General features: G+C 69.9%; 22 protein-coding genes and 2 pseudogenes. 14 read left to right on the forward strand and 10 right to left on the reverse strand.

What is annotated here, in order from left to right; all coding sequences use genetic code 11:
* The coding region (locus ACWD4J_RS41555) for a S1 family peptidase (RefSeq protein WP_451400748.1) at positions 1–847 on the reverse strand (847 nt) is incomplete at its 3' end.
* 75 nt (positions 848–922) lie between these two features.
* Between ACWD4J_RS41555 and ACWD4J_RS41560 the strand changes: the two genes are divergently transcribed.
* Positions 923–1231 carry a trypco2 family protein gene (locus tag ACWD4J_RS41560; protein WP_451400749.1) on the forward strand — a complete coding sequence of 103 codons (309 nt, stop codon included), beginning with the start codon at positions 923–925 and terminating at the stop codon, positions 1229–1231.
* Positions 1232–1294: 63 nt separating this feature from the next.
* On the opposite strand, the gene ACWD4J_RS41565 is transcribed toward ACWD4J_RS41560, so the two are convergent.
* Positions 1295–1855 carry a glutathione peroxidase gene (locus ACWD4J_RS41565; protein WP_451400750.1) on the reverse strand — a complete coding sequence of 187 codons (561 nt, stop codon included), beginning with the start codon at positions 1853–1855 and terminating at the stop codon, positions 1295–1297.
* Between the two features lie 472 nt (positions 1856–2327).
* Between ACWD4J_RS41565 and ACWD4J_RS41570 the strand changes: the two genes are divergently transcribed.
* From ACWD4J_RS41570 to ACWD4J_RS41600, 7 genes are all read left to right on the forward strand, one after another.
* Entirely contained in the window at positions 2328–2909 is a 582-nt protein-coding gene (locus ACWD4J_RS41570; RefSeq protein WP_451400751.1) for a polysaccharide deacetylase family protein, read from the forward strand.
* Positions 2910–3197: 288 nt separating this feature from the next.
* Positions 3198–4325, forward strand: a complete 1128-nt coding sequence (locus ACWD4J_RS41575) for a GNAT family N-acetyltransferase (protein WP_451400752.1) — start codon at positions 3198–3200, stop codon at positions 4323–4325.
* Between the two features lie 235 nt (positions 4326–4560).
* Positions 4561–5508, forward strand: coding sequence for an ATP-binding cassette domain-containing protein (locus ACWD4J_RS41580; protein ID WP_451400753.1), 948 nt, complete (start codon positions 4561–4563; stop codon positions 5506–5508).
* A complete protein-coding gene (locus ACWD4J_RS41585; RefSeq protein WP_451400754.1) occupies positions 5505–6344 on the forward strand; it encodes an ABC transporter permease in 840 nt (279 codons plus the stop codon). The genes ACWD4J_RS41580 and ACWD4J_RS41585 overlap by 4 nt, the downstream gene beginning before the upstream one ends.
* A gap of 83 nt (positions 6345–6427) precedes the next feature.
* The gene (locus tag ACWD4J_RS41590; RefSeq protein ID WP_451400774.1) at positions 6428–7693 is read left to right on the forward strand and encodes a sensor histidine kinase; all 1266 of its coding nucleotides are present in this window, start codon (positions 6428–6430) and stop codon (positions 7691–7693) included.
* Complete coding sequence (locus ACWD4J_RS41595) at positions 7690–8358, forward strand: response regulator (protein ID WP_451400755.1); 669 nt, start codon at positions 7690–7692, stop codon at positions 8356–8358. Before ACWD4J_RS41590 ends, ACWD4J_RS41595 begins: the two co-directional genes overlap by 4 nt.
* A 239-nt stretch (positions 8359–8597) precedes the next feature.
* A complete protein-coding gene (locus tag ACWD4J_RS41600) occupies positions 8598–9173 on the forward strand; it encodes a hypothetical protein (protein ID WP_451400756.1) in 576 nt (191 codons plus the stop codon).
* 24 nt (positions 9174–9197) lie between these two features.
* Here the strand turns inward: ACWD4J_RS41600 and ACWD4J_RS41605 are convergent, their stop codons facing one another.
* A complete protein-coding gene (locus tag ACWD4J_RS41605) occupies positions 9198–12467 on the reverse strand; it encodes a BTAD domain-containing putative transcriptional regulator (RefSeq protein ID WP_451400757.1) in 3270 nt (1089 codons plus the stop codon).
* Between the two features lie 267 nt (positions 12468–12734).
* Here ACWD4J_RS41605 and ACWD4J_RS41610 point away from each other — a divergent pair, with 267 nt between their 5' ends.
* The 4 genes from ACWD4J_RS41610 (at position 12735) to ACWD4J_RS41625 (ending at position 14952) form a co-directional block, all read left to right on the forward strand.
* A complete protein-coding gene (locus ACWD4J_RS41610) occupies positions 12735–13457 on the forward strand; it encodes a DUF4328 domain-containing protein (RefSeq protein WP_451400758.1) in 723 nt (240 codons plus the stop codon).
* Positions 13458–13799: 342 nt separating this feature from the next.
* Entirely contained in the window at positions 13800–14270 is a 471-nt protein-coding gene (locus tag ACWD4J_RS41615; protein WP_451400759.1) for a hypothetical protein, read from the forward strand.
* A 75-nt stretch (positions 14271–14345) separates the two neighbouring features.
* Entirely contained in the window at positions 14346–14645 is a 300-nt protein-coding gene (locus ACWD4J_RS41620; protein WP_451400760.1) for a hypothetical protein, read from the forward strand.
* A 46-nt stretch (positions 14646–14691) separates the two neighbouring features.
* Positions 14692–14952, forward strand: a complete 261-nt coding sequence (locus ACWD4J_RS41625; protein ID WP_451400761.1) for a hypothetical protein — start codon at positions 14692–14694, stop codon at positions 14950–14952.
* A 186-nt stretch (positions 14953–15138) separates the two neighbouring features.
* Here the strand turns inward: ACWD4J_RS41625 and ACWD4J_RS41630 are convergent, their stop codons facing one another.
* The 3 genes from ACWD4J_RS41630 to ACWD4J_RS41640 all read right to left on the reverse strand — a co-directional run bounded on the left by ACWD4J_RS41630 (position 15139) and on the right by ACWD4J_RS41640 (position 18626).
* Positions 15139–16323 (reverse strand): SPFH domain-containing protein, encoded by a 1185-nt coding sequence (locus tag ACWD4J_RS41630; protein ID WP_451400762.1) that lies wholly within the window; start codon positions 16321–16323, stop codon positions 15139–15141.
* Between the two features lie 11 nt (positions 16324–16334).
* Positions 16335–16586: a hypothetical protein gene (locus tag ACWD4J_RS41635; protein WP_451400763.1), complete on the reverse strand. Its 252-nt coding sequence runs from the start codon at positions 16584–16586 to the stop codon at positions 16335–16337.
* 609 nt (positions 16587–17195) lie between these two features.
* On the reverse strand, positions 17196–18626 hold the full coding sequence (locus tag ACWD4J_RS41640) for a selenium-binding protein SBP56-related protein (RefSeq protein ID WP_451400764.1): 1431 nt from the start codon (positions 18624–18626) through the stop codon (positions 17196–17198).
* 566 nt (positions 18627–19192) lie between these two features.
* On the opposite strand from ACWD4J_RS41640, the pseudogene ACWD4J_RS41645 reads away from it, so the two are divergent.
* Positions 19193–19304 (forward strand): annotated as a pseudogene (locus ACWD4J_RS41645) (lanthionine synthetase); the annotation flags it as partial.
* A 1054-nt stretch (positions 19305–20358) separates the two neighbouring features.
* On the opposite strand, the gene ACWD4J_RS41650 reads toward ACWD4J_RS41645, so the two are convergent.
* The 3 genes from ACWD4J_RS41650 to ACWD4J_RS41660 form a co-directional block, all read right to left on the reverse strand.
* Entirely contained in the window at positions 20359–20913 is a 555-nt protein-coding gene (locus ACWD4J_RS41650; RefSeq protein WP_451400775.1) for a GH32 C-terminal domain-containing protein, read from the reverse strand.
* A 128-nt stretch (positions 20914–21041) separates the two neighbouring features.
* The gene (locus ACWD4J_RS41655) at positions 21042–22733 is read right to left on the reverse strand and encodes an alpha/beta hydrolase (protein ID WP_451400765.1); all 1692 of its coding nucleotides are present in this window, start codon (positions 22731–22733) and stop codon (positions 21042–21044) included.
* A 995-nt stretch (positions 22734–23728) separates the two neighbouring features.
* Entirely contained in the window at positions 23729–24634 is a 906-nt protein-coding gene (locus ACWD4J_RS41660; RefSeq protein WP_451400776.1) for an aminoglycoside phosphotransferase family protein, read from the reverse strand.
* A gap of 192 nt (positions 24635–24826) precedes the next feature.
* On the opposite strand from ACWD4J_RS41660, the pseudogene ACWD4J_RS41665 reads away from it, so the two are divergent.
* Positions 24827–25254: pseudogene (locus tag ACWD4J_RS41665) on the forward strand (helix-turn-helix domain-containing protein); the annotation flags it as partial.
* Between the two features lie 247 nt (positions 25255–25501).
* On the opposite strand, the gene ACWD4J_RS41670 reads toward ACWD4J_RS41665, so the two are convergent.
* Entirely contained in the window at positions 25502–26494 is a 993-nt protein-coding gene (locus ACWD4J_RS41670) for an alpha/beta fold hydrolase (RefSeq protein WP_451400766.1), read from the reverse strand.
* Between the last annotated feature and the right edge of the window lie 273 nt (positions 26495–26767).

Consider the following 26767-nt stretch of genomic DNA (forward strand, 5'->3'; position numbering starts at 1 on the left):
CGCGGAGGAACAGCACCTCGACGTCCCAGCAGCCGGGCTCCTCGTGCAGCCAGCGCATGACGGTCCGCTGCAGGCCATGCGGCCGGGCGTCGCGGGCCGCGTCCGGGGACACGGCGTGCCGGGCGGGGATCGCGGGCGGCCCGGTGACGTGGGTCCTGCCCACGTCGCGGAAGTACCTGGCGACGGTCGCCGCCGGAATCATGTAGGCGCATCCCGCGCGCTCATCGGTCTGCACGACGATGCCGAGTACCCGGCCGGTCTCTTCCTCCAGGACGCCGGCCCCGCTGAACCCGCCCGGCAACCGCCGTCCGGACTCGCGCGGATCGCCCAGGTCGATCTGCACCCGCTCGTCCCCGTGCCCGCCGGGTCCCATACAGGCGCCGGTGAGCCACTGCCCGCCGGACCGCTGCTCCGGAAATCCGTCGATGAGGACGCGCGCGCCCCGGTAGTCCAGCGTCCGGTGCAGGGCGACCGGTGACGGCAGCGGGGCGGGCTCGTCCAGCACGAGCAGCGCGAGATCCCCTTGGGCCGTCCCGAACGGCGGCACCCAGTGTCCGTCCAGCACGGTCGCCGAGCGGCGCTCGGTCCGCGGCAGGCCCTGCAGCAGAGGGAAGTCGACCTGCACGCGGCCTGGGCGCTGTCCCGTCTCCGGGTCGCGGATCACATGCGCGCAGGTGAGCACCCGGTCGGCCCCCAGCAGCACGCCTGCGCCGAGCACGTCGCCGCTGCCGGACACGCCCCCGCGGCGCAGCCGCACCCGCCAGCTGCTGTGGCCGCCATGGCGCCAACTTGGCTGACCACAAAGGGCGTTGGCTTTCTGGACGCCCCCGTTCGCTTCCCCCTCCATGCTTCCTCAGGATAGGTGCGGGGTCGGACAATGACTCCTGAGCTGCATGAGACAGAGGCACGGGGAGGTAGTGCAATGGGGCACGGAACCGACGACGACGCGGCGGTGGCTGGTCTCGCCGATGTGATGAGCCAGGTGCGGGAGGAACTGGAGGAGGCCCAGCGCAGAGGCGCCGACAGCCCGGTGCGCTTCAGCGTGGAGAGGGTCAGCCTCGAGTTCGCCGTGCAGGTACGGCGAGAGGGGTCCGGCCGGGCGGGTCTGCGCATCGGCGTGGTCACGGCGGGAGCGGGCGGGGCGCTGTCCCGCGACACGGTGCATCGCATCCAGGTGGAGCTGCAGCCGCGCCGCGGGGACGGCCGGACGCTGGACGTGGGCCGGGACTGACGGCCGCGGCCCTCGGCTGATCCGGTCAGGGATTGCGTCAGGGGTTCTGTTACAGGGGTTCCGTCAGGCGGAGACGGGGAGCACCTTCTCGATCGCTGCCGCGACCTCGGCCGCGTCCGGCTCGGTCCGCGGCGAGAAGCGCGCGACCACGGAACCGTCGGCGGAGACCAGGAACTTCTCGAAGTTCCAGCGGATGTCACCGCTGTGCCCCTCCGCGTCGGCGAACCCGGTGAGCCGCTCGTAGAGCGGGTGCCGCCCGTCCCCGTTGACCTCGACCTTCTCGGTCATCGGGAAGGTCACGCCGTACGTGGCGGAGCAGAACTCCGCGATCTCCTCGGAGGTTCCGGGCTCCTGGCCCATGAACTGGTTGCAGGGCACCCCGAGGACGGTGAAGCCGCGACCGGCGTACTGCTCGTGCAGCCGCTCAAGAACCGCGTACTGGGGCGTGAGCCCGCACTTCGACGCGACGTTCACGATGAGCGCGGCCTTTCCGCGGTACTGCCCGAGATCGGCGGAGCCGCCCTGCAGCGCCCCGATCTCGACGTCGTACACGGAGCCGGAGTTGGAGTTCGAGCCGGAGCCGTCGACGTCTCCGACGTGTTCCACAGTGTTGTCAGCAGTCATGTCCGGATGCTATCCCCGCTGCCGATCGAAGCCGGGTGGGTGAGGGGCCCGGCCGGCTGCCGGACGACGACCGGCGTCCGGCCGCCACGGACGCTCGGCATCGCGTACGGACCCTTTGCATCACGTATGGACCATTGAGCGGAAACCAATCCTTCCGGAAATCGATAGTCCGCTCATGCCAGTCCGACCAGCTGTACTTCTCCTCGCAGCGGGGACCTTGTCCATGTGCGTGCTCATGTCCGGGTGCGATTCGACCCGGCCTTCGACCCAGCCGGCGGAGAAACCGCGGACTACGCCACGGGAATTCCCGGGGCCTTCCGCACCGCTCTCGCCAAAGTCTGTGCCGAAGGCCGCAGGGCCCGGCGAGAACCGCAGGGCTGCCGTCTTCCACAGATGGGGACTCGAACCGCTGCCCGCGCCGCCCGCCCCGCCACCGGCCAAGCCGGTGAAGCTCTCCCGTGGTTCCGTACCGGTGATCGATGACATCCCGGTGAAGGACAAGGTGGTCTTCCTCACCTTCGACGACGGCGCCGAGAAAGATCCCGAGTTCGTCCGGATGATGCGGGACCTGCGCATCCCTTTCACCATGTTCCTCACCGACACGGTGATCAGAGACGACTACGGCTATTTCAAGCCCCTGCAGGCCCTTGGCGACACCGTCCAGAACCACACCCTGACCCACCCGAACCTACTCACGCTTCCGGAATCTGCTCAGGTGAACGAGATCTGCGGCCAGCAACGGAAGCTGGCCGCAGAATACGGAAGGACTCCGCGACTCTTCCGGCCGCCGTACGGAAACTGGAACGAGGAAACACGGGCCGCCGCACGATCCTGCGGTATCGAAGCCATCGTTCTGTGGCGCGAAACGATGCAGATCACGAACATGCGGTATCAGCGGGGCGACCGGAAGCTGCACCCAGGCGACATCGTTCTCGCTCATTTCCGGGGGAAGGGAGAACTCAAAGGGACCACGCTGACGGAGATGACACGCAATCTGCTCAGGCGCATCCAGGAACAGGGCTTCACCGTGGCGCGCCTGGACGACTACCTCTGAACCGCGGTGCGCGGGGCCGGCCGGCAGCCACCGAGATCCACTCCCTTCCCTTCCGCGCCCTTCCCCTCCCTTCCACTCCGCTCCGCACCCTTCCGCACTCATCCGTTACGAGAGGCACCCTTGACATCCTGCGTGCTGCTTCGCGACGTTTGAGCCCTGCCGAACCGTTCGTGTCTCGGTCGTCGACGGTGGAACGAGCGCGTACACGGCGTGGATCAGCAGAGAGCCGGTGCAGTGGCAGGACGCGGACATCCGCGTCGTGGGGGGAAACAGGGGGAGCGATCGCCCATGCACATCACGATCCACAGACCGGAGGAGCTGAGCACCTCGCTTCGCCGGACCTGGCACCGGGCGATGGACGAGTCGCCCGAATACGCGAATCCGTTTCTGGCACCGGAGTTCGCGATCGGAGTCAGCAGATACCGCGGTGGGGCGCAGGTGGCGGTCCTGCACGAGTACGGGGAGCCCGTCGGCTTCTTCCCGTACCAGCGCAACCGGTTCGGCGTCGGCCGGGCCATCGGTCTCGGTCTCTCGGACTGCCAGGCCCTCGTGCATCTTCCCGGGGTCACATGGGACGCCCAGGAACTGTTGCGGGCCTGCGGCCTGTCCGTCCTCGAGTTCGACCACCTCGTCGAGGAGCAGAAGCCGTTCGGCAGACACGTCACGGGGACGTTCGCCTCGCCGGTGATCGACCTGAAGCCCGGCGACGGCGGCTACGCGGAGTGGCTGCGCGGGGCGTACCCGGGCCTGGCCAAGACGACGCTGAAGAAGGAACGCCGCATCGGGCGCGACCTGGGCGAGCTGCGGTTCGTCTCCGACGACCGCGACCCTCGGGCGCTGCGCACGCTCATGCGGTGGAAGTCCGCCCAGTACCGCAGGACGGGACGGATGGACCGGTTCGCGCGGCCGTGGATCGTCGACCTGGTCGACCATCTGTTCCGCGTCCGTGAGGAGCACTTCACCGGCGTGCTGTCCGTGCTGTACGCGGGGGACCGGCCGGTGGCCGTGCACTTCGGACCGCGGTCGAGCACGGTCCTCGCGGCCTGGTTCACGGCGTACGACCCCGACCTCCGCTACTACTCACCGGGGTTGATCATGCACCTCCGGATGGCCGAGGCGGCGGGCCGGGAGGGTGCGCGTGTCATGGATCTGGGACGCGGCGAGAAGGAATGGAAGGACTGGCTCAAGACCCGTGAGCTGCGCGTGGGCGAAGGCTTCGCGACCCGCCCCCACCCGGTGGCGGCGGCGCACCGGCTGTGGCGCCGCCCGGTACGCGGCCTGCGGAACACGGTCCTGGCCCATCCCAGGCTGCGGGAACCGGCCGACCGGCTGCTGAGGACGGTCGGCACACTGCGCACGTCGGGCCCGGCGGGCTCGGGCGGAGCGGACTCCCGCGAACGGCCGGCCTCCCGCTGACGTCGGCTCCGGACGTCGAAGGGCCCGGGGTGTCCTGCCGGGGCGCCGGGCCCTGCGCCCTCGGACGGGAAGCGGTGCTCGCCGTGGATCCCCGCGCGGCCGCGCGTAGTACCGCGGTACCACCTGCCCGGCGCAGTTCAGCCCCCGGTACCACCGAATCGGGGGGAGCGGGATCTTAGCGTTGCTGTGAGGCGTCAGACGCGACGGACGCCGGAGTCCGAGAGAAAGCACGCGAATGATCGACGCACAGCAGCTGACGAAGAGGTACGGGGAGAAGACAGCCGTCGACGGGCTTGAGTTCGTCGTGAAGCCGGGCACGGTGACCGGCTTCCTGGGGCCCAACGGCGCGGGGAAGTCCACGACCATGCGCATGATCGTCGGGCTCGATGCCCCGACGAGCGGCTCGGTCACCGTGAACGGTCACCACTACGCCCGCCATCAGGCGCCGCTCCAGGAGGTCGGGGCTCTCCTGGAGGCGAAGTCGATCCACCCGGGCCGCTCGGCGTACAACCATCTCAGGGCGCTCGCGCTGACCCACGGCATTCCGCGCCGCCGGGTCGAGGAGGTCATCGAACTCGCCGGGCTGGGCAGCGTGGCGAAGAAGCGGGCCGGCGCCTTCTCCCTCGGGATGGGCCAGCGGCTCGGCATCGCGGCGGCGCTGCTGGGCGATCCGCAGACGGTGATGCTGGACGAGCCTGTCAACGGACTGGACCCGGAAGGTGTGCTCTGGATCCGCAACCTGCTGACGGCGCTCGCCGCGGAGGGCCGGACGGTGTTCGTGTCGTCGCACCTGATGAGCGAGATGGCGCTGGTGGCGGACCACCTGATCATCGTGGGGCGGGGACGGCTGCTGGCCGACACCACCGTGCAGGACCTGGTCCGCGAGGCGGGCGGCGACACGGTGAAGGTGGCCACCCAGGACCCGGCGCGGCTGCGGGACGTGCTGGCGGGGCCGGGCGTCGGCATCACCGGGCGCGTCGGCTCCGAGGAGCTGCAGGTGACCGGAGTGACTGCCCGCGAGATCGGGCTGAAGGCGGCGGAACACGGAATCGCGCTGTTCGAGCTGAGCGCGCGGACGGTGTCGCTGGAGGAGGCGTTCATGGAACTGACCAGGGATGCCGTGGAGTACCACGGCACCGCGACCGGCACGGAGACCGTCGAGACCCTCGGGAGGCCGGCATGAGCACCCTCACCGCCACCGCCGAGGCGCCCCCGACCGCCCCCGCCCGCCCCGCCTACCGGGTGACCGGACGGCGCGTGCTCTCCTCGGAGTGGGCCAAACTCTGGTCGCTGCGCTCGACCTGGATCACCCTCGGGCTGGGCCTGCTGTTCCTGATCGCGTTCGGCCTGATCGCCGCGACCCGGTTCAAGTCGATGACCGACTCCGGCCATATGGACGGGGACTTCGCCCATTCGACGGCCGTGGACCTGTCGCTCTTCGGTACGAACTTCGCCCAGCTGGCTCTGGGCGTCCTCGGCGTGCTGGTCACGGCGGGGGAGTACTCGACCGGCATGATCCGCTCGACGCTGGCGGCGGTGCCGCGCCGGCTGCCCGTGCTGTGGTCCAAGGCGGCCGTGTTCGGGCTGGTCGCGCTGGTGGTCGGCACACTCGGCGCGTTCGTGGCCTTCCTCCTCGGCAGCGGAATCGTTTCCGGAACGCCCGCCGCCATGGGCCTGTCGCACGCGGGGGTCCTGCGCAGTCTGCTGGGCGCGGGGCTCTACCTCGGCCTGGTCGGCGTGATCGGCACCGCCCTGGGCGCGCTGCTGCGGTCGGTGGCCGGCGGAATCTCGGTGCTGGTCGCCACCTTCATGCTGATCCCGGGCCTGGTCTCGCTGCTGCCCAGCTCCTGGCAGGACGACATCAGCCCCTACCTGCCGAGCAACGCGGGCGAGTCGATGTTCGCCCTGACCCACGACGCCACCACGCTGTCGCCCACGGCCGGGCTGCTGGTCTTCCTCGGCTGGACGGCACTCGCGCTGGCGGGGGCGGCGTACCGGCTGGTGCGCAGCGACGTCTGACCGCGCTGCACCATGAGCAGGTGACCTCCGTGACCACCCCGACCACCACCCAGACCACCCCGACCACTGAAGACCTCAGCGGGATGGGGCCGCTGGTCGCCCGGCTGAGCCGGTGCGGCCAGCGGCTGCGGCAGGCCGACCGGGCACATCCATGGGTGCTGGACACCGGGGTGGTCGTGCTGGTCTTCCTGATGTTCTGCCTGCCGGACCTGCTGCACGAAGGAGCCGCGGACACCGACGGCCCACCCCGGTTCCGTGTCGCGTTCACCCGGCTGCCTCCGGCGGGGATGCTGGCTCTGCAGGCGGGGCTGGTGCTGCCGCTGCTGTGGCGGCGGCGCAAGCCCGCGGTGGCCTTCGGCGCCGTCACGGCCGTGTTCGTCCTTCAGTGGTCACTGGGTGCCGCGCTGCGCGCGGACATCGCCCTCTTCATCGCCCTGTACAGCCTCGCCCTGCACGGACGGCAGCGGCAGCTGGCATGGGCCTGCGGGGTCACGGCGGGCGCGATGGTGCTGGTCGCGGTGCGCGCATCGCAGGCGGTCTCCATCTGGGACGCGTTGTTCTTCCTGCTGAGCACGGCGACCGCGGCCCTCGCGCTCGGCCTGATGGTACGGATCCGCCGGGCGCAGCTGGCCGGGCTGCGGGACCGGGCGGCCCGGCTGGAGATCGAACGCGACCAGCGCAGCAGACTGGCCGTCGTGACCGAGCGCGCCCGGGTGGCCCGCGAGATGCACGACATCGTCGGCCACAACCTGTCCGTCATCATCACTCTCGCCGACGCCGGAGCCTACGCGAGCGGCATCGCTCCGGAACGGGGCAAGGAGGCTCTGCAACTCATCGGCGACACGGGCCGCCAGGCCCTCGGCGAGCTGAGGCGCGTGCTCGGCGTACTGCGCGAGGCGGCGGACGACCAGCCGGGCGAACCCGAGCTCAGCCCGCAGCCCGGTATCGCGGACATCGACGCGTTGTGCGAGGGCGTACGCGCCGCCGGACTGGACGTCGTCTACCGGACCGCCGGTGACGTCGACGCCCTGGACAGCGGGGTGCAGCTGACGGTCTACCGCATCGTGCAGGAAGCCCTGACGAACACACTGAAACACGCCGGCGCCGGCACCCGGGTGAACCTGGCGCTCGTCGTGGAGGACACGCGGCTGACCATCCGGGTCCAGGACAGCGGCCCGGTGGGCCACCCGGGACCGCCGAACGAGGAAGGACACGGCCTGGTGGGCATGCGAGAACGAGCAGCGCTCTACGGCGGGAGCGTCAGCGCGGGTCCCGCCGCCGGCGGAGGATGGACGGTGGAGGCAACCCTCGTCCTCGCACCCCGCGCACCCCAGGGCGGTGCCCGGTGACCACCGTGCTCATCGTGGACGACCAGCCGCTCCAGCGCTTCGGCTTCCGCATGCTGCTCGACTCCGTCCCCGAGACGGACGTGGTCGGCGAGGCCGCACACGGGGCCGAGGCCGTCCGCAAGGCAGCCGAACTGCGCCCCGACGTCGTCCTCATGGACATCCGTATGCCCGGCATGGACGGCATCGAGGCCACCCGCCGCATCGTCGCCTCCGGCGACCGTTCGCGCGTCCTCGTGCTCACCACCTTCGACCTCGACGAATACGTCCACGCAGCCCTGCGCGCCGGAGCCAGTGGCTTCCTCCTCAAGGACGCCCGCCCGGAGGAACTCCTCGCCGGCATCCGCGCCGTCGCCGTCGGCGACGCCGTCATCGCGCCCGCTCTCACACGTCGCCTCCTGGACGAATTCGCCCGCTACGGCCCCACGCCCAGCGGCGACTTTGCCGACGACCCGAGGCTGAACTCCCTCACCGACCGCGAACGCGAGATCCTCGTCGCCATCGGCAGAGGCTGGACGAACGGCGAGATCGCCACCCACTTCGTCCTGTCCGAGTCCACGGTCAAGACCCACGTCGGCCGGGTCCTGGCCAAGATCGGCGCCCGCGACCGCATCCAGGCCGTGATCTTCGCGTATGACCAGGGACTCGCCCGTCCGAACACCGGTTGAGCCGGCGAGCGAGCCGTCTGTCAGTGACGGAGACGTTGAGGTTGTCACGCCAGGCGCGCATCGGCCCGGGCACCGCGAGCCGTGACCGTCGACGAGATTCCGCGCCCACCCCGAAGCCTCCGTCGCGCGCATCATCAGAATTTCATTCGCTTTGCAGCGCCTTCCGTAACGGTGTGCAGGTGCGGCGGCCCTCGACCGGGGGAACGGCCGCCGCCCCCTCCCGAGGAAGGAACATGAACGTGGCGGTCATCGATCGGTCTCTCACGAGTTCTCTCACCAGTCTGCTGAAACAGCGGAGGCTCTTCCTCATGCGGGAGCGGAGCGATGCCGCGGAGATCGTGTACGTATGCGTGGACGACGGGCTCCCCGGCGGCTATCCGGTCGGCTACGTCATGCCGTCCCGTGCGGGCACCTGGTTCGCGTACGCCCGGGCCCGCACCGGCCGCGTCTTCGCCAGCGATCAGGTGGACTCCGGCCTGTCGAGCATCGATGAGGCCGTACGCGCCGTCCTCGCCCACGCCTGCTACGGGGACGTCCTGTTCGCCCTGGAAAAGGGAGCGGGATCCAACGCCACGTACACCGCCGAGGTGCACCGCCACCACGCCGCCTGGCTCGCCGCGCTCGACGTGCCCGAAGGCATCACCCACCTCGGCGACGGCAGGGTCCGCTTCACCGGCCCCGCCGTCGCGTATCTGCGCGGTCTTCCGGAACGCCTCGGCTGCCATGTGGACGACGAGGACCGCATCTGGCTCGCGGGCGAGCCGTACCGGTTGATCCGCGAGACCCAGCACACCGGCGAAGCACGCCCTGATTGAGGCATGAGGGCCTTGACGCGGACGTCACCAGTCGAGGTCCCTGTGCCCCTCCGCCGGCACGCCCACGTCCGAGAAGATGTCCAACGCCTTCTGCCTCATGAGGTCGGCCGCGGCGCCGTCGGTCTTCCGGAGGGTGCGGGCGAGTGCCACGAGGGTGCGGGCTGCGCCGAGTCGGTGGCCGGTCTCACGGTGTACAGCCAGCGCCTCACGGCCCAGGGTGACGGCTGTGGCATACGCCGACTCGGACTCCGCCGTGCGGCACAGGACGGTCAGGGCCTGCCCCTCCACCACTCGGAAGCCGTACTCGCGTGCCAGGCGCAACGCCTCCTCGGCATCGCGGCGGGCGTCCTCGTGGCGGCCGAACCGCTGGTGCGTGAGGGACAGCCCCAGGACGCTGTCCGCCTCAGCTCGTCTGAACCTCGCCTCCCGGGCCAGGGCGAGGGCTTGGGTGTCAGCCTGAAGGGACCGGTCGAAGCGGGCCAGATGCCGGTGGGCGGCGGCGACCGTGTTGAGGATGCCGGACTGAATCCACGGCCGTCCCGGGGCCTTGACCATGGCGAAGGCGCGCTCGGCCTGCGTCAGCGCCTCGTCGTGACGGCCGAGCTCGATATTGATCTTGGCGATGGCGTCGAGCATCATCGCGCGGCCGTTGCGGTATCCGCCCCTGTCGTCGGCGGCCACCTTGGGACCGAGGACGTCAAGGCCATCGGCCAGACGGCCGAGCTCCCAGTAGACCCCGCCCAGAATCTGCAGCGCCAGGCTGTCGTCCCACCAGCCCGTCTTCGCATTGTGGCTGATGACCAGTTCGAGGTGATCCGCAGCCTCCCGCAGCCGGCCCAGATCCCGGCAGGTCAGACCGAGACCGAGCAGCCCGAATGTCTCGAGGTGTCGGTTTCCGGTTTCTCGGGTGATCCGCACGCCGACGGTGAGGCGCTCGTACGCACTGCCGAGGCGCGCCATGCTCCATTCCACGCAGCCTCCGACGCCGAGAGCCGCAGCCTCCCCCATCGGCCAGTCGAGCTCCCGGCTGATGTCCATTACACGTGTGTGGTGTTCCGTCGCCTCCCTGGGCTGTCCCCAGTCCCAATGGATCACTCCGAGGTTGGTGTGCATGGCTGCCTGGCCGGGCAGGTCGCCTTCGGCCACGGCCGCCGCCAGCGCCGTCTGTGCGATGGCCTGCCACGTCGCCCGCGGCAGATGAAGCCAGAAATGGCCGAACAGTGCGGAGATCAGATGCCTGGCAACGAGGCGGGGACCGTGGCGGTCCGCATGGTTGATGACCGCGAGCAGATTCGCCCGCTCCGCTTCCAGCCACTGTCCGGCTCCGGCAGCGGACGGCATTCCCGGCTGGTCACCGGGGTCGAGGCTGCTGGGCAGCTCCGGGAAGAGCCAGGTGCCCGCGGCGGCGCGAGTGGCGTGCAGGTACCAGATCAGGACGCGTTCCAGTGCGGCGTCACGATCCACCGCCGTCTCCTCCGCCTGCGCACACTCCAGGGCGTACTCGCGCAGCAGATCGTGGAACCGGTAACGGCCCACCGTCACCGGCTCGATCAGATGGGCAGCGGCCAGTGCACCGAGCAGACGCCGGGCCTGCGACAGCGGCGCGCCCAGGAGGGCCGTCGCGACCTCGGCGCTGAACTCCGGCCCCGGAAACAGGCCGAGCAACCGGAACAGCCGACGCGCCGCAGGCACCAGCACCCCGTACGACACGGAAAAGGCCGCCCGCAAAGGGGAGTTCTCGTCGCCGTCCGGCTCCAGAGCCTCAAGGCGGTTGCCCTCGGACATCTCGGCGACCAGGTCGGCCAGGCGCAGGCCCGGATCGCCGGCCAGCCTGGCGGCGGCCACGCGCAGCGCCAGCGGAAGGCTGCCGCACAGCCGGATCAGTTCGTCGACCGCGAGCGGTTCGGCGGAGAGCCGGTCCGCGCCGAGTGCCTCGCTCAGCAGCGCGCGGGCCTCGTCCGGCAGGAGGAGGTCCAGCGGCAGGGCGTGCGCACCGTCGCGGGCGACGAGATCACCGAGCCGGTTACGACTGGTGACGACGACGCAGCAGGACGGGCTGCCCGGGAGCAGCGGACGCACCTGCTCCGCCGAAGCCGCGTTGTCCAGCAGGAGCAGCAGGCGTCGCCCGGACAGCAGTGTCCGGTACGCGCGGGCCTGGGCCTCGGCATCGGCGGGGATCTCCGACGCCGCGAGTCCCAGGCCCCGCAGCAGCAGTTCAAGGGCTTCGCCGGGCTCGAGCGGCGGCCGGTCGTGGTCGAACCCGTGCAGGTTCACATACAGCTGACCGTCCGGGAAGCGAGCGCGCACCTGGTGCGCCCAGTGCACCGCCAGGGCGGTCTTGCCGATACCGGCGGCGCCGCCGATGGCGGAGATGACCACGGTGTTCGCGGACTCCTGACCCTGCTCCGACGGAAGCAACGCGTGCAGTCGGGAGAGTTCGCCGGTGCGGCCGGCGAATCCCGCCGCATCGTGCGGCAGTTCGGCCGGTGTGACAGCTGCGGGATCGTTGCGGGGGACGAGCTTGGAGATGAGCGTCTGTGCGGGAGATGTCGCCGGAGCGAGGAGGTGGGCGTCGTCCTGGCGCAGCACCGCCTCATGCACCCGGCGGAGCTCCTCACCGGGATCGACACCGAGCTCGTCACGCAGGCGTATGCGCATCTCCTGGTAGGCGTTGAGCGCTTCGGCCTGGCGCTCGCAGCCGTACAGAGCCCGCATGCGCAATGCCAGCAGGGACTCGTCGTAGCGATCGGACGCGGCCGGCGAGGCGAGGTCGTCCAGGGCGTCGGTGAACCGGCCGAGCAGAACCAGGCATTCGAGCCGGGCCAGCCGGAGCGTCCGCCGGCGCTCCAGCAGCCGTTCCCGCTCGGCCTGCGCGAACGGTCCCGGCAGATTGGCCAAGGGCTCGCCCTGGAACAGTCCGAGCGCCGCGGACAACTGGTCCGTCGCGGTGGCCAGGTCGCCGGACGCCCTTGTGCGCAGCGCCTCGTCGCCCTGCTCGACCAGGTCCGCCACGTCGAGCCGGACGCCGTCGACGACGAACCGGTACCAGCCCTTGCCGCTGCGGATCACCGACTCGGTATGCCGGATGCCTTCCGCGTCGAGCGTCCTGCGCAGCGGGTTGACGTGGCTGGCCAGCACCTTGGTGCCGGATGCGGGTGGCTCCGACCCCCACACCCCGTCGAGCAGTTGCTCATGGCTCGTCACAGCCCCCTGGCGAAGCAGCAAAGCGGCCAGCACGGCCTGCCGTTTGACCGGCCCCAGATCCAGGAGTGTGCCGTCCCGCCAGGCCCGCAACGGTCCGAGCACCTCGATCCGAAGCCGCTGAGGAGATCTCCCGCCCACTCCGAGCCCCCACTCCCGTAGATCATCGCAATTTCATCAGCATTGCAGCGCCTCCGGCCAGGGTGACGGACACGGCATCGCACAACCCGCACAACCGAAGGGGCCGCCGTCCTGCTCGAACCGGGTGCATGCGGGGCCGTGACTTCCGCTCGTCCCCATGGCTAAGATCCGCTGCGACCTGCGGAAAGTCCGAACAGGCGGGCCTGCCGGAGGTGCGGCATGGGGAGAAAGACGGCGTTGCCGGGCGGGCTCGCCCGGTGGACGTGTGGCATGCTCGCCTGCTTCTCGTTGATGACGGTGGCCACCGAGGCGGCGGGCTGGCGGAAGTACCGGGTGCTACTGGCACCACCGCTGGAACGGTCGGACGACGGCGAGGCGCTGGTCAGGGCCGATATGTGGTTCGGGAACCTGACTGGGTGGTTGCAGGCGGCGTTCCCCGCGACCATGGTGCTGTTCATCCTCTGGCTCTACAGCATGCGCTCGCTCGCAGACACCGTCTGGCCCCAGGGGCAGCGCCGCCACCGTGAGTGGGTGCTCTTCGGCTGGCTGGTTCCATTGGCGCAGCTGTTCATACCGAAGATGATCGTCAACGACCTGTGGGCTGCCGCCCAGCCGGCGATGCGGCGCCGTCGCGGCAACGCCCTGCTCACCGTGTGGTGGCTCACCGTACTCGCCGCAGGCAGCCGGGCCAGGCTCGGCTACTCGGCGCTGAAACAGGCGGGAACAGCGGACAAGGCCCGACAAGCGCTGTGGCAGGTGACGCTCAGCGGTGGTCTGTACATCGGAGCCGCTGCACTGACCATCGCCGTCGTCTGGCGGCTGAGCGGCATGCTGCGCCGCGCAGTTGCCGAGGAGCAGCGAGGTCCGGCGGCCGTCCCGACCGAGGACGACCCGAGTTTCGACACGACACGCACCATAGCCGCACCGATCCACGATCAGTAAGATCCCCGCAGGAGGGGCGATATGCCGGCATGGATCATGTTGGTCAGCGGATGCGTCATTGCGGCCTGCGGAGCGTTGACCCTGAACGGTTGGCGAGCAGCGCAGTACCGGAAGCCGGGCAAGGCGGGCTGGGGCTTCGTCGCGACGGGGGGAGGCTTGGCCTTGGACGGAGTCCCGAGGCTGGTCGGATGGTCCAGCGGGGTTGGACTGGCCCTCTCGACCGTGGCCCTGACTTTTGTCGTCCTCGGCTTCTTTTTGCAGGCCCAAGGCGGTATGTCCCTGGGATCTCGTCACCGCGACAAGACCGGCTGACAACATGGGGTCGCCCCACAGATGCTCGTCATGAATGGGCTCGTGGCCCTGCTCTGCTTCGGCATCGGGACGTTGCTGGTGCAGCTCACTGTGCGCAGTCGGCGCACGCAGGCTCCCGCCCGGTCCCGGGTTGACGACGACGAGGACGACGACGAGTCCGCGCGCGGCGGTTACCTGATCAGCGTCGAACCCGGGGCACCCACGATGACGCTGACGGAGCCGATCGACTCCAAACGGTCGGAGAGTCTCCTGGTCTCCGTCTCTCAGCAGGAACTGCTCCCGGGCCGGAACTATCTGCTCGGCGGCCCCGGGGACCCGACCTGTGAGGTGGTTCAGATCGCGGCAGGAGAACCGCCGCAAGGTGAGCGCCGGCGTATCGGCCGGGGGCGGTGCAGGACCATCGCATCCGCCCACCCGGCAGGCACGCTGGTCACGCCGGTCACCGTCGAATACGTCGAGGACTGGGCACAGTGGATCCCCGGGGATGCCCCACCCGTATGACCGGTTCGGAAGATCGCGTATGCGGACGGGCGCTGACCTGCGCCGCTGCCCTGCCCTCGCGGACGAGTTCTGCTGATGAACCAGCTCGCGTACTCCCGGCTGGTGAACACCTCGCTGAGCCAGCCGGGCCGCGCCATCCAGCTGGTCCAGGAGTTCCACGATCTGCTCATAGCAGGCTCCGACAACAGCAAGCTGCAGGCCCACTACCGGGGTCCAGGCGGCGCATCGCCCTCAAGCTGCGCCGCGACGTACCCGGCCGCCCTCACCAGGTCGCGGCACCAGGCCGTACGGGAACTGGGCGGCGAACTACCCTGCGCGGACCACACGTTCGTCACAGCACAGCGACAAGGCTTCCGAAGACACGCCCCCCGTTGAGAACCTGAGCACCTCTCATCATCGTGTACCTGGGGGGTACTTACGCATGGGCTTCATCAACAACGCCAAGGCCAACGAGGCGACCCGAGTCGCAGCTGAGGCCTACGCCACCGGGCGGCAGGTCCTCGTCTTTAAGATCATCGAGGCGAACGCAGGATCCCGCACCACCGGACTGATGGCCGGCGTCGGCGAGCAGATCGAAGCCATCGAGGCCCAGGGGTGGACGCTCGCCAACATGTCCGGAGCCGAAGCCAAGGCGTTCACCGGCGAGCGCACGGCACTTGTCTGCCTTTTCCGCCGCCGCTGAACAGCCGCTGATCGGCCCGGCCTCCACCTCCCCGGCGGCCGGGCCTTCGCACGCCTGGGGGTGACCTGTGCCCGACCGACATCGCCAGGTCACCGCGCCTGCTCCGTGGCCCGCAGCAGGGAATCGGGATAGGGCTGCGCCATACAGGCTCTGTACGTGAGCACGCCTCGCAGGTGCTTGCCGTCTCTAATCGATGTCCACCGGACCGTCGTTCGACTTCTTCTCCTTGCTGGTGGGCAGCTGGAGCAGGCCGTTGCCCTTGCTCTCCTCGGGGCGGTGGCCGTCGGAGTCCTGGCCGTTCAGGTTCTGTCGGACCGAGTCGAGGATCGTCAGGCCCTGGGACACCAGGCCGGCGGCGATCTCGCCGAGGCCGTCCGCGCCGTTGAGGACGTTGACGTTGGCGCCGGCGAGGCCGCCGGCGGCCTCCTTGACGATCTGCGGGAGCTGGTCGATCAGCATCCGGTCGAGCGCGACCCGGTCGTACGAGGCCGCCGCCTCTGCCTGGATCTTCATCCGCTGCGCCTCAGCGGCCGCGAGGATCCTGACCCGCTCGGCCTCGGCCTCGGCGGGCTTCACGACCTCGGCCACCAGCTGCTGCTGGCGCAGCTTGGCCTGGCGCTGGGCCAACTCCGTCTGGGCGGCGAGCACCTCCTGCTGGGCGTGTGCCTGTGCCAGCGGTCCGGCCTGCGCGGCCTGCGCCTGCGCGCGGTCCACCTCGGCCGAGTACTCCGCCTTGACGATGGCGGTCTGCCGGGCGTACTCGGCCTGGTTGCGGGCCGCCACCTGCTCCGCCTCGACCGAGGCCTGGGTGGCCTGCGCCTGGGCGATCTGCGCCTGCCGCTGGATGGCCGCCTTGTGCGGCGCGGACATCGCGTCGATGTAGCCGGTGTCGCCGTCGTCGATCGACTGGATCTGCAGCGAGTCGACGATCAAACCGATCTTCGCCATCTCGGTCTTGGAGGTGTCCAGGACCTCCGCGGCGAGCTTCTGCCGCTCGGTGACGATCTCCTCGACCGTCATCGAGCCGATGATGGCCCGCAGGTGGCCGGCGAAGATCCGGCCGGTGAGCACCGACATCTGCTCCTGGTCGGAGAGGAACCGCTGGCCCGCGTTGATGATGCTTTCGTGGTCGTTGCCGACCTTGAAGGCGATGACCGCGCGGACGTGCAACGCGATGCCCTGCCTGGTCACACACGTCTCGGTGACCTCGGATTCACACATGGACAGGGTGAGGAACCGGACCTTCCGGAAGATCGGGAGCACGAACTTGCCGTGCCCCGTCACCACTCGGAACGGCGCGCCCCCCAGTCCCCGCCGGCCGCCCGAGATCAACATCGCCTCGTCGGGAGCGGGAACGCGGTATCCGAACATTCTGCTACTCCTCAGCCGGCGTCGGCGGTATCCGCGCCGAGCGCGTCCAATGGATCCACCCACTCGATGACGCTGACCTCACGGCATCCACGTGATTCGATCACGAGCACCGTCGCGCCCGCGGGAAGGGGCTCCTCCGACCAGGCGAGGAAAGTCTCGGAGCCGCCTCTGACCCGCACCAGGACTTCGCCGGGGCCCGCGGATCCGCGAGTGCCGATGAGTACCTTCCCCGTGCAGCCGATCACGGCCTCGTCCTGCGGCATCACCGGCCGTCCTCCTCGTCCTGGCCCCAGGATTCCGACGATAGCCCCAGTCCGGCCGGGGACCAACGGGCGGGAGGACTCGGCCTGCGCCACCGGGCCGGGACGGGCCCCACTCGACGGGCGGCTTCCCGCCGGCCGCGCTGTGGCGCCGCTTGGCCGGGACCGTGAGGTCGCCGGCCGGCTCGGTTCGGTGATCCGCAAGACGCGGGGTGGTGATGTGGCACCGTAGTGGCATTTGTGGCAGGGAAGTGGCACGGCCCGGCGGGCCACCGAAGGCCCCGGCGCCCAACACTGCCCACTGCGGCACGCCGGCCTCACGGGCCCCGCCCCACGCGTCGGGCAGAAGATCGAGGCTTGCGATGATCAGCAAAATCCCTGACGCAGCGGCCAGTAGAAGCGCCGACCGGCCCGATCCCCGCCGCGCCAGCCAGGCGCCCACCACGGTGGCCAGGGTCACCAGGGCCGTGGTCACCAGCGCTTCGGTCGAGGGCAGCTGCCATCCGGTCCCGTCGGCAGCATGTGCGCCTGCTGCGTAGGACACGGAGAGCATGTCCCCTCCCTGCGAGGGCGCCGGGCTTACGTGTGCAGTGCCGGGACGAACCGGCTCCGTCAGCGGCGGTAGCAGTACGAATCCGAGGAGGCGTCGCCGCCCTGCAGGCGCGTCTGGTGCACGCGCAGGCCGAGGAAGTCCGCGCCGTGCGGGAAGAAGCGGCTGTCGACCGAGAGCCCGCCGTGCGAGGTGTCGGCGTCGAGTTTGACCATCCACGGGTCGATGCCCGCGGGATAGAACTGTTCGTCCCAGGTGGCGTACAGGGAGTTGGTCAGGTACACGCGCCGCCCGTCGCGGCTGAGCTCGACCATCTGCGCTCCGCCCGTCAGCGGGATGTCCGGCTCGGCGGGGTGCGGCTGCCGGCCGACGATGCCGCCAAGACGCACGGCCGCGGTCTGCCTGGGATGGAACGGGTCGCTCACGTCGTACTGGAGCAGGTCGCCGGTACCCCATGCGGATATGTACAGCCAGTGATCATCCACCGACAGGTCGATGTCGGTGATCAATGGGGGCACGGCGCCGAACGGCTGCAGCGCCGGGGGCAGGTCCTCCTTCTGCGCGGGCTCGGCCGGAACGGTGATCACCTTGCGGGCCACGAAGTCCTCGCCCTCCCGGTTCCAACACCACACCGATGCCGACAGGTCCTCCACGTTGACCACGGTGTTGGTGAACCCCCACGTTGCCTCGGGGTCGTGTGCGGGGCGCAGTTCCAGCACCATCTGGTTCTCGTCCCCCAGATCGACGCGCTGCAGGTGCCGGCCGGAGTCGAGCTCCCAGAAGTGCAGAGAGTGGCCGTACCGGCGACCCAGCAGCAGTTCGGGAACAAGGCCGTCCTCGATCATCGAGGGGGTCCCCCATTCGCTGGTCACAGCGATGTTCTGGCGCAGATGCCACCAGACGTCGTAGGCGAACCGCTGCGGCCCGCGGTCGCTCTCCCAGGCGCGCAGGACTTCGAAGCTTTCGTGGTCCAGGAGCGCGACGCCGCCGGGCCCGTCCGCACCGTCCGCGCCACCCAGGCAGGACAGGAAGACTCCGTCGGGGCCACAGTGCAGTGTGTGCGGGCGCGAATATCCGGCCTTGGCGGCCAGCTCCTCGGGCTCGACCACCTTGACCAGGCGGGGGCGGGCGGGATCGGGGGTGGTGTCGAAGACGTGCAGCCGGGACGAGCGCAGTCCTGGGACGATGAGGTAGCGACGCGCGGCGTGGTGATGACCGGCGTGCCCCAACGCGCTCGAGCAGGCGTTCCAGCCGAAGTGGTGCAGTTCGTTTCCCAGGTCGGGCAGCTCGGCGTGCGAGGTCACGCGGCCGTATGCGGGGGATTCGGGGTCGGTGCCGACGGTGAACAACGCGTCCGCGCGCTGTGCGGTCGGGTCGAATCCGACGAGATAGGCGACCTTCTCCGGGGGTGCGGCGACGGCGTCCGCCGGAGTGCGGTACAAGGTGGGGTCGCTGTGGTCGTCGCGGTCGTGCACGTGCTCGGTCGTCCTCATGGCTGTTCCTTACTCCCGAACGGGAGCCTGGTTCCGGATGAACTCCCGACGGAGAGCCCGGCTCACTCGGTCGAGATCGACGTGCAGGGGAGGAACGGATATGGCAGGTGGATATGTCGTATATCGAGCGTTTCACGGCCCTGGAGCTCCGCCAAGGCGGCAGCGTGACGGCACGACCGCCTGAGTGTGCATGGTCTTCTGGTCGCTGATCACCCCGACGAGCACCGCCGGATCCTCTTTCGCAGCGTGGCGTCGCGGCGGGGCGGAGGGGCCGCACCCGCAGGGCGTGTGCCCGCGAAGCGGGTGATCACGGGTCCGGCCACGGCGAGCAGGAGGACACGGTTGGCCACCCGCTTGCCGGGCATGACGGCTGGGGGGCTGCCTTTGAGCGGGCGGGTGCCGCGCCGGCTTCCCTCGCCAAGCGTGGCGCCCTCACTCGCGGTGCGGTGCTGTGCCGTACGGCCTGAGGCGGGCCCCACCGCACAACAACATCCCATCCAATGAGGGGAGTTGGCGCGACACGCGGCACCGTACTGTCGAGCAGCACTCATGTGAGCCAGTAGGCCCTGCCGGGCTGGTGGACGGACACGGACGGGGCCCTCGGGCCGCCCGGACGACCGCTTCCCAGGCGGGCACGCCAATAGCGGTACGGCGCACGGCATCGGCGGCGTGCTCGCGCCCTCGCCGACGTCGCCGCGCTGATCATGTCCCCGACATGAAGCGCCGCCCGATGACGCACATCGCCCAACACCTCGCCATTCGCCCCCAGGTGCCGGGCGCAGCGTGCGCTGCGCACTCCATGGCCATCTGCTGGCGGGTGGAGGGCAAGCCCAAGCAGCAGCGTGTCTTCGAGCGGATGCCTCGTCCAGCTCGGCAATGCCGAGCCACCGGTCGAGCAGGAGCGACGCAGAAACCTGGCTCTTGGGGTGCCGCTGTTCGTCGACCTGGTGGAGGAGTCGCGTGCGGGCCTTTTCGGCCTCCTCGTGGGTGGCCGCCTGCTCGTACAGGTACACGGCCTTCTTTGTGAGCGGGTCGCGGCCCGCGTACACACGGACCTGGAAACCGGGGCCGTTGCGGCGGATGCTGCCACGCTGTCGGCGCTTGGACGTGGTCGTCACCATGGCTGTGGAACCTATTCAATGGCTAATGCCATGGCTACCACGAACAGCGCGCCTATCCTGGAGGGGTAAACGCGCTGGTCAGACACAGTGCCCCCGGGGGTGGGGGAGTCGCTGGGGTCAGCTGCAGTCGCCGAAGCGGTGAGCACCGCAGACCCTTTGGGGACGACAGTGTTCGCAAGGTGCCATGGCCAAGAGGCGCTCGACCGTCCCGGTGGAGGCGCCGCGCCAGACCGCCTGGTGCAGGGATGAGTAGCGGTTGCGCTAGCCGGCCGAGTCGCCTGGGGATGCCCACACGTACGGCACCGATCTGAGCCGGTGGGGTAGTTACGGGACAGTACGGCGCTCCGGGTGCCGTCCGTGGCCGCCCCGAGCAGGGACAGCGTCCTACCGCAGCCGTCGATCCCCATGACCTGTCCTGTGGCGTTGACCGTGTTCGACTTCCCGGCCGGCACGTCGGGACAGGCGAACTTCGCCGTTCCGCTGGTAACCGTGCTGCCGGGCGTCACGGCTCTGTGGGGATTGCTTTCATGCCGCATCCTCGGCTCCCACCTCGCCGACATCCGCGCGCCGGAAGCCGTACTGGCCGTCCGGCGCACGGACTTGAGGGCACGTCACGGCCAGATGGACTTCAGCTGCCACGCCTGCATGTGGTTGAGGGTGGCGGTGCCGCCTTCGGCGAAGGCGTCGATGCGGGTGCTGGAGGGATCGGGGAAGACCTGGTCGGTGAGGACCACTTGTTCGCCGCGCGTGTTCTGGGCGTAGACCTCGACGGAGGAGGCATCGACGAGGACGTGCAGGCTCAGCCGGCCGCCGTCGAGCGCGAGGGGAGCGCGCTGGACGTCGGAGAAGGTGGGGTCGAAGTCGGTGGCGCCGGAGGCGGTGCGGTCGATGTAGACCTCGCCGGTTGCGGTGTCGTAGCCGATGCGGGTGCGCTGCCCGCCGCCGGTACGGACGTCCAGGCCGAAGCGGTCGGCGGTGCCGGCGGTGAAGTCGGCCTGGAGTTCCTGGCTGCTGCCGTGCACCGCGAGCGGGGTGGTGGTGTTCGCGACCTGTGTGCTGGGCACCCGGGTGCCGGCGCCGCGCAGGCCGGTCAGTTCGCCGACCGGCTGCTGGATCAGCTGGACCTTGCCGTTCAGGCTACGCGCCGAGGTCGCCGCTTTCAGCAGTTCCGGATCACCGCCCCACTGTCGTCCCGCTCCTCGTCGTCGCCCAGCGGGCGATGGACGGAGGGCGGGCCGGCGACACGGCTAACGATCACTCGACCTTTGCGGCAAGCGCTCCTACCCCGAGGGCGTTACGAGCACGTCGTGCCGTACCTAGGGGTCGTGCCGTCGAGGAGGTACGTGTTGACGGCCCTGGTCGCGCAGCGGTTGAAGGGGTACGACCCGTGGCCCTCGGCCCGCACCGTCAGCAGGACGCCGACCTCCTCGCCCAGCTCGCCCGCCATGCGCTTGGCGCCCCCGTACGGCGTCGTCGGGTCGCCGGTGTTGGCGACGACGAGGATCGGGGAAGCGCCGTCCGCGCTGACGTCGGGGGTGGCGCTCTCGCCTTTGAACGGCCAGTCGTAGCAGAGGTAGACGCCATTGGCCCAGGTCTCGCCGAAGACGGGGGAGGCCGCCTCGATCCGCTTCATCATTTCCTCGGATTTGGTGAAGCCGGGGCGCAGGTTGGAGTCGGCGCAGGTTATCGCGACAAAGGCGGACGTGCCGTTGCCGCCCGAGGTCTTGCTGCGGGCGCTGACGCCGACCCCGGCGTCGGCCCGGGTGCGTCGGCTCCGGGTGTCCGGGCCGTGGTCGTACGCCTCCTCCAGCAACTTGCTGCCGGTGCCCCGCTCCATGACCTCGCGGAGCGCCTTCGCCAGCGGCCTCCAGCCTTCTTTGCCGCGGTCCAGGTGGTTCGCGATGGCGTGGGCGGCGAGGCTGTCGTCGAGTTCCTCGTCGCCGTCGGTGGGCGCGGGCTTCTTCTCGAGCTTGTCCAGCAGCTCGATGACGCGTTGGCCGGCCTGCTCGGGGTCGCTGCCGGTGGGGCAGTCGTCGTAGGCGTTCGCGCAGTGTTCGGCGAAGCGGTCGAAGGCGAGCTGGACGGCCTTGACCTGGCTGATCTCGCCCTGCAGGCGATCCAGCGTCGGGTCGATCGGGGCTTCGAGCACGAGTCGGCCCACGTTCTTAGGGAACAGGTGGGCGTAGACGCCGCCCAGCCTGGTGCCGTAGGAGACGCCGAAGTAGTGCAGCTTCTCGTCACCGAGGAGATAGCGCATCAGGTCCATGTCGCGCGCCGTCTGCGAGGTGCCGACGTACGGCAGGAGCCCACCGGAGTGCTTCTCGCAGGCGTCGCCGCCCTCGTACTTCTTCTCCCCGCAGCTCACGGGGGCCGTCCCGCCGATACCTCGCGGATCGAAACTGACCAGGTCGTAGCGCTCGCCCAGCGAGGCGTAGTCGCCCGCGTACCTGGGGAGCCCCACGACGCCGGACTGGCCGGGGCCGCCGAAGTTGAGGAGGAGGGATCCGATCCGCTTCCGCTCCGGTCCGGTGGCCCTTTTCCGGATCATGGCGACGTCGATCGTGTCGCGGCCGGGCCGCTCGTAGTCCAACGGCGCCTTCATTGTGGCGCACTCCCAGCCGTCGCCCGGGGCATCACCGCTACCCTGCGCCCCGGACGGTGCCGGGCAGGCCGACCAGTCGAGCCGCTGGCCGGCGGTGAAGGCCGCGGGCAACCCCGGTGGCGGGTTCGTCGCCTTGCGCTCGACCCGGCGGGTCGCCTCGCCGCCCTCGGTCGACGCGGACGGACCCGAGCCCGAGCCCCCGATGACATCGCACCCGGCCCCTGCGGCCACCACGACCACGATGGCAATGGCGAGCAGGCCCGCGGCAGCGCGGCGGCGCAGAGCGGCGGACACCACAGCAAGCCGCGAGCGACCACCGAACCTGTCCGTCCTCGTGCAGAAAGCCCAGGTCAACCGCTCCGAGATCCAGATCCGCGTACGCATCCGCGAGCCCCCTGCCCCCTGACACACCAGAACGCCGTGCCGCTCAATCTTCGGTGGCACGAACCTACTGATCATCAATCTTCGACGGCAATTGATCAAGCTTCGCTGTCACTGGGCACAGATCATTTAAGACGGGACACCACGAGGTGTGACCTCCAGCGATATGTGGCCGGAAACGTCGAAAAGCCAGCTGGTGGGCGGCCGGTGCCCAACGATGGTTGGCCATTTTGCTCAGAGATAGTTGGCCACCGCGGTCTCGACTTCGTCGCGGAACTGAGTGGCGGCATGCTTCTTGAGGTGGAGCCAGGTGCCGCAGCAGCTTAAGTACGCCCTCGATGAGAACGGTGGCGGCGTCCGGGCGTCCGGCCCGGCGACCTTACCCCGGAACGCCTGCGTGACGATCGCCGCCACTCGATCGTGGCCCGCGCTTGTGCTGCCTGGTCCCATTGCACGCTGGCCTCGGCAACGGGACGCGGCAGGCGAACCTGACTCCACCGGTCCCTCAGCCAGCGCCTCAAGACCGGCTCCCTCCCGGCACGAAGGCCGTAGGTGCGGGGTTGCGCCCCGCGCCGCTGAGGTCACTGCCGCCGTGCCCTCACGTGATGAGCGCGGATGGCGTGGACCCCGAAGGGATGTCCAAGCCTCTACTGAGAGAAGGGGGTTCCGAGGATTCTGGGCGGAATTTCGTGACGGTCACCGTCCGGTGCCACCGAATCCTGCGCGCATGCCATCGATTCCCTACGGAGCGATCATTCGCAATTCCTAATTGGCAGCCGAGTCGTCGTGGGGCGTCGGGCGGCCAATCGATGGAAGCCACAAGCGGCAGAACCTTGAAAGCCACACCCGACGCCCCTGGGCGGACCAACCATACGAAGGGCTCGCCCGGTCCCGGAGAAGAACGTAGGGAACCTTGAGTGTTTGTCATCGAAGGTTGAGGGCGTGCTGGGCGATGAAGGGCCTGCTTCCAAAGTGAATGAGTGAGCGGCGTCGATTGATCAGCGGCTGGCCGTTGCGATGAGGCGTCTCAGTGCGGTGTGGGCGGGTGGCCCCCAGGTGGCCTTGCCTCCAGCGAGGCCGCGTATGCCGGCCTGTCCGATGAGGATGCCGCTGAAGGCGCGCAGCACCGCCCAGCCGCGGGCGCGGCGTAGGGTCGCCGCGTCCGCGGCTGGCTGGTAGGTGCCGTAGAAGCGGTCGGCGGCGCCGTCTGGCAGCAGTATCCATGGGGCGGCGAGGTCGATGGCCGGATCGCCCGCGCAGAGGGTGCCGAAGTCGATCACGCCGCAGAAGGTGGCGCCTTGGGTGAGGACGTTGGCCGGGTGCAGGTCGGCGTGGAGCCACAGCGCCGGGCCCGCCCAGTCGGGCGCGGCGACGGCGTCTTCCCAGACCGCGCGGACGGCGTCCGAGTCGGGGATCAGCCCCAGCTCGGTGGCCGAGGCGAGCTGCCTCTCGAACTGCTCGGCGCGGTCGGCCAGTGGCCCCCCGCGGCCGAACTCGTCAGCGGGCGCCCGGTCGGGGGCGGGTTGGTGCAGAGCTGTCAGGAATGCGGCCAAGGTATCGGCCGCCTCCGCAACGCGCGTGGCGGGGGCGCGGTCGGCGGGCTCGCCCGGCACCCAGGTCGTGACGATCCAGGGCCGCGGAAACCGCTCGGAGGGCTCACCGAGGCGCTGCGGGATCGGGACTGGCAGCGGAAGGTGCGGGGCGAGAACGGGCAGCCAGGCGTATTCCTTGAGCAGCAACGCGTCCGCAGACTGCGTCGCCCAGGGCAACCGGACGGCGAGGTCGTCGCCGAGCCGCCACAGCTGGTTGTCCCAGCCGCGCGCGCCGAGACGCAAAGGATGATCGGCCAGGTCAGGGTGCTGGTCGCGCAGCAGGTCCCGGACCAGCTCTGCGGTGATCTCGATCTCGGTGTGTGCGGAGCAACGGTAGTCGGACGGTGATCCGCCGTTTGTGCCGCCCAGCACTCCGTGCAGCTCAAACTTCGATGGCACGAACTCACCGATCATCAACCTTCGATGGCAAAGACCAAGGTTCGGTGACACGGGACAGCCAGGGCCTGCTGGCACCGTCCACACCCCACCCGGAAAGAGAATGCGATGGCGGCCGGCATCACCCAGGCCCGCCTCGCGGCCGTGCTGAAGACCACGATCCAGACGGTCAAGAACTACGAGAACGGCCGGAGCGAGCCCAAGGAGCCGCGCCTGTCCGCGTACCAGCGGCTGCTGAAGGGCTGGGGGCGAAGTATCCCGCGCACGGCGCCCCCGCCGCGCCCGCCCCGGCCCCGGTCGCTGCGCCGCAGCCGGAGGTGCCGGAGGCGTTCACCGGCCCGGCCGCGCCCGAGGCGGAGGCCGCCGTGCCGGTGGAGGCTTCCGCCGCCCCGGCCGCGCCCGAGCGTCCCGCCCACCCGGCGACGTCGCAGCGCCCGGCGGCGAAGAAGGCGGCGAAGCCCGCGCTCGACCCGCGGTTCCCGCACGGTCCGCTCGCCGTGCTGGACGGTGACGGCTCCGCGTACGGCGTCGACGGCACTGGGGTGCCGTCCGCAGCACGATCACCATCGACGAGCGCTGCGGCGAGGCCTGCCTCCAGGGGGTTGTTGGCGGCGAAGTGCCGCGGTAGGGGCGGGGTTCGCGGTAGTCGTCGCGACGAAGGCGTACATGATCCGCTGGCGCGGCGTCATGCTTTCTGGTTCGGCCGCCACGCAGTGGGCCTCGATCGCTGATCCCCGTTTCCGAAGAGCTGGTAATCCGGGGAGGCCGCGGGCCGAACGCGCGTCAGTGCGTGCGGCGTCGCATCCAGCGACCCAGGAGAAGGAGTGCCGGGCCGGCCACCAGAGATGCGGTCGTGATGCCGCCCAGAATGACCATTCCCGTGGAGCGTCCGGAGGTGCCGGTGTCGGCCAGTGTCGGGCGGGCGGAACCGGTGGTGGTGGAGGAGTTCGCGGTGGCGGCCTGGAGGATGAGGTCGGCGACGGCGTCGGGACGCGCGATCAGGGAGACGTGGCAGGTGTCGATCTCCACGGTGTGGGAGTGAGCGCGTTTGGCCTCGAAGCGTTCCTGGTCGGGGTTGATGGTCATGTCCTGCCGACCGACCAGGGCCCAGGACGGTATGTCTTTCCATGCCGCGACCTTGGCGGTCTCCGAGAACGCAGTGGTGGCCGCGGGCCGTTGAGTGTCTGCCAGAAGGTGCGCCTGGCCGGCTGACAGACAGGCGGCGAAGACCGGGTGCACCTTGTCGCGCTTGAGGTACAGGTCGGTCCCGCTGGCGCCGGTGGTCTGGTAGGGCACGGACGTGGTGGCGGTGCCGAGGGCGCTGGGGAAGCGGGCGGAGAGCGACATGCCGCTTTCGCCCATGTCCGGCATCAGTGCCGAGATGTACACGAGGGACTTCACCTGGGGATTGCCGGCTGCGGCGGTGCTGATCACGGCTCCGCCGTAGGAGTGTCCGGCGAGTACGACGGGTCCCTTGATGCTTTTGAGTACGGAGGCGATGTAGGCCGAGTCGCTGTACAGCCCGCGCAGTGGGTTGGCCGGGGCCATGACCGTGTAGCCGCGACGCTCCAGCCGTTCGATCACCCCGTTCCAGCTGGAACCGTCGGCGAAGGCACCATGCACCAGCACGATGGTGGGCTTCGTCGTGCCTGTGCCACCGTCCGCAGCGGCCGGGACCACCGTGGCCGTGCACAGGGCGGTGAAGGCGCATCCCGCCGCCGCGATACGGAAACGCTGTGTGATGCGTCGTATGCCAGAGCCCGAAGATGCCGTCATGTTCTGCTCGCTTTCCGCTGGGGCCTACGACACATCAGCGTTCCCCAACTGGCGCGACCGAGCCCCTCAACCGGTGCCACCCGCGTGAACCGACGTGGCATCAGGGTGATAGCACGCATGTTGCGCACGGCCGCCGTGGAGTGACGGACGGGGCACGGCGCGAAGGCCTGGAGTCCGCACTCGGCGCGGGTCCGCGGACCGGAGTTGATCCGGAGCGGCGAGCCCGTGACCAGCGAGCCTGCTGCCCGGCGGTGGGACGGCACCCATGTTCCA

This window comes from Streptomyces sp. NPDC002577 (assembly GCF_053594815.1).

Bases quoted from the DNA above. Each gene is read 5' to 3' on its own strand.
- ACWD4J_RS41560 (WP_451400749.1), top strand. From the start codon at position 923: ATGGGGCACGGAACCGACGACGACGCGGCGGTGGCTGGTCTCGCCGAT.
- ACWD4J_RS41565 (WP_451400750.1), bottom strand. From the start codon at position 1,855: ATGACTGCTGACAACACTGTGGAACACGTCGGAGACGTCGACGGCTCC.
- ACWD4J_RS41575 (WP_451400752.1), top strand. From the start codon at position 3,198: ATGCACATCACGATCCACAGACCGGAGGAGCTGAGCACCTCGCTTCGC.
- ACWD4J_RS41580 (WP_451400753.1), top strand. From the start codon at position 4,561: ATGATCGACGCACAGCAGCTGACGAAGAGGTACGGGGAGAAGACAGCC.
- ACWD4J_RS41585 (WP_451400754.1), top strand. From the start codon at position 5,505: ATGAGCACCCTCACCGCCACCGCCGAGGCGCCCCCGACCGCCCCCGCC.
- ACWD4J_RS41590 (WP_451400774.1), top strand. From the start codon at position 6,428: ATGGGGCCGCTGGTCGCCCGGCTGAGCCGGTGCGGCCAGCGGCTGCGG.
- ACWD4J_RS41610 (WP_451400758.1), top strand. From the start codon at position 12,735: ATGGGGAGAAAGACGGCGTTGCCGGGCGGGCTCGCCCGGTGGACGTGT.
- ACWD4J_RS41615 (WP_451400759.1), top strand. From the start codon at position 13,800: ATGAATGGGCTCGTGGCCCTGCTCTGCTTCGGCATCGGGACGTTGCTG.
- ACWD4J_RS41620 (WP_451400760.1), top strand. From the start codon at position 14,346: ATGAACCAGCTCGCGTACTCCCGGCTGGTGAACACCTCGCTGAGCCAG.
- ACWD4J_RS41625 (WP_451400761.1), top strand. From the start codon at position 14,692: ATGGGCTTCATCAACAACGCCAAGGCCAACGAGGCGACCCGAGTCGCA.
- ACWD4J_RS41630 (WP_451400762.1), bottom strand. From the start codon at position 16,323: ATGTTCGGATACCGCGTTCCCGCTCCCGACGAGGCGATGTTGATCTCG.
- ACWD4J_RS41635 (WP_451400763.1), bottom strand. From the start codon at position 16,586: ATGCCGCAGGACGAGGCCGTGATCGGCTGCACGGGGAAGGTACTCATC.
- ACWD4J_RS41640 (WP_451400764.1), bottom strand. From the start codon at position 18,626: ATGAGGACGACCGAGCACGTGCACGACCGCGACGACCACAGCGACCCC.
- ACWD4J_RS41655 (WP_451400765.1), bottom strand. From the start codon at position 22,733: ATGCGTACGCGGATCTGGATCTCGGAGCGGTTGACCTGGGCTTTCTGC.
- ACWD4J_RS41670 (WP_451400766.1), bottom strand. From the start codon at position 26,494: ATGACGGCATCTTCGGGCTCTGGCATACGACGCATCACACAGCGTTTC.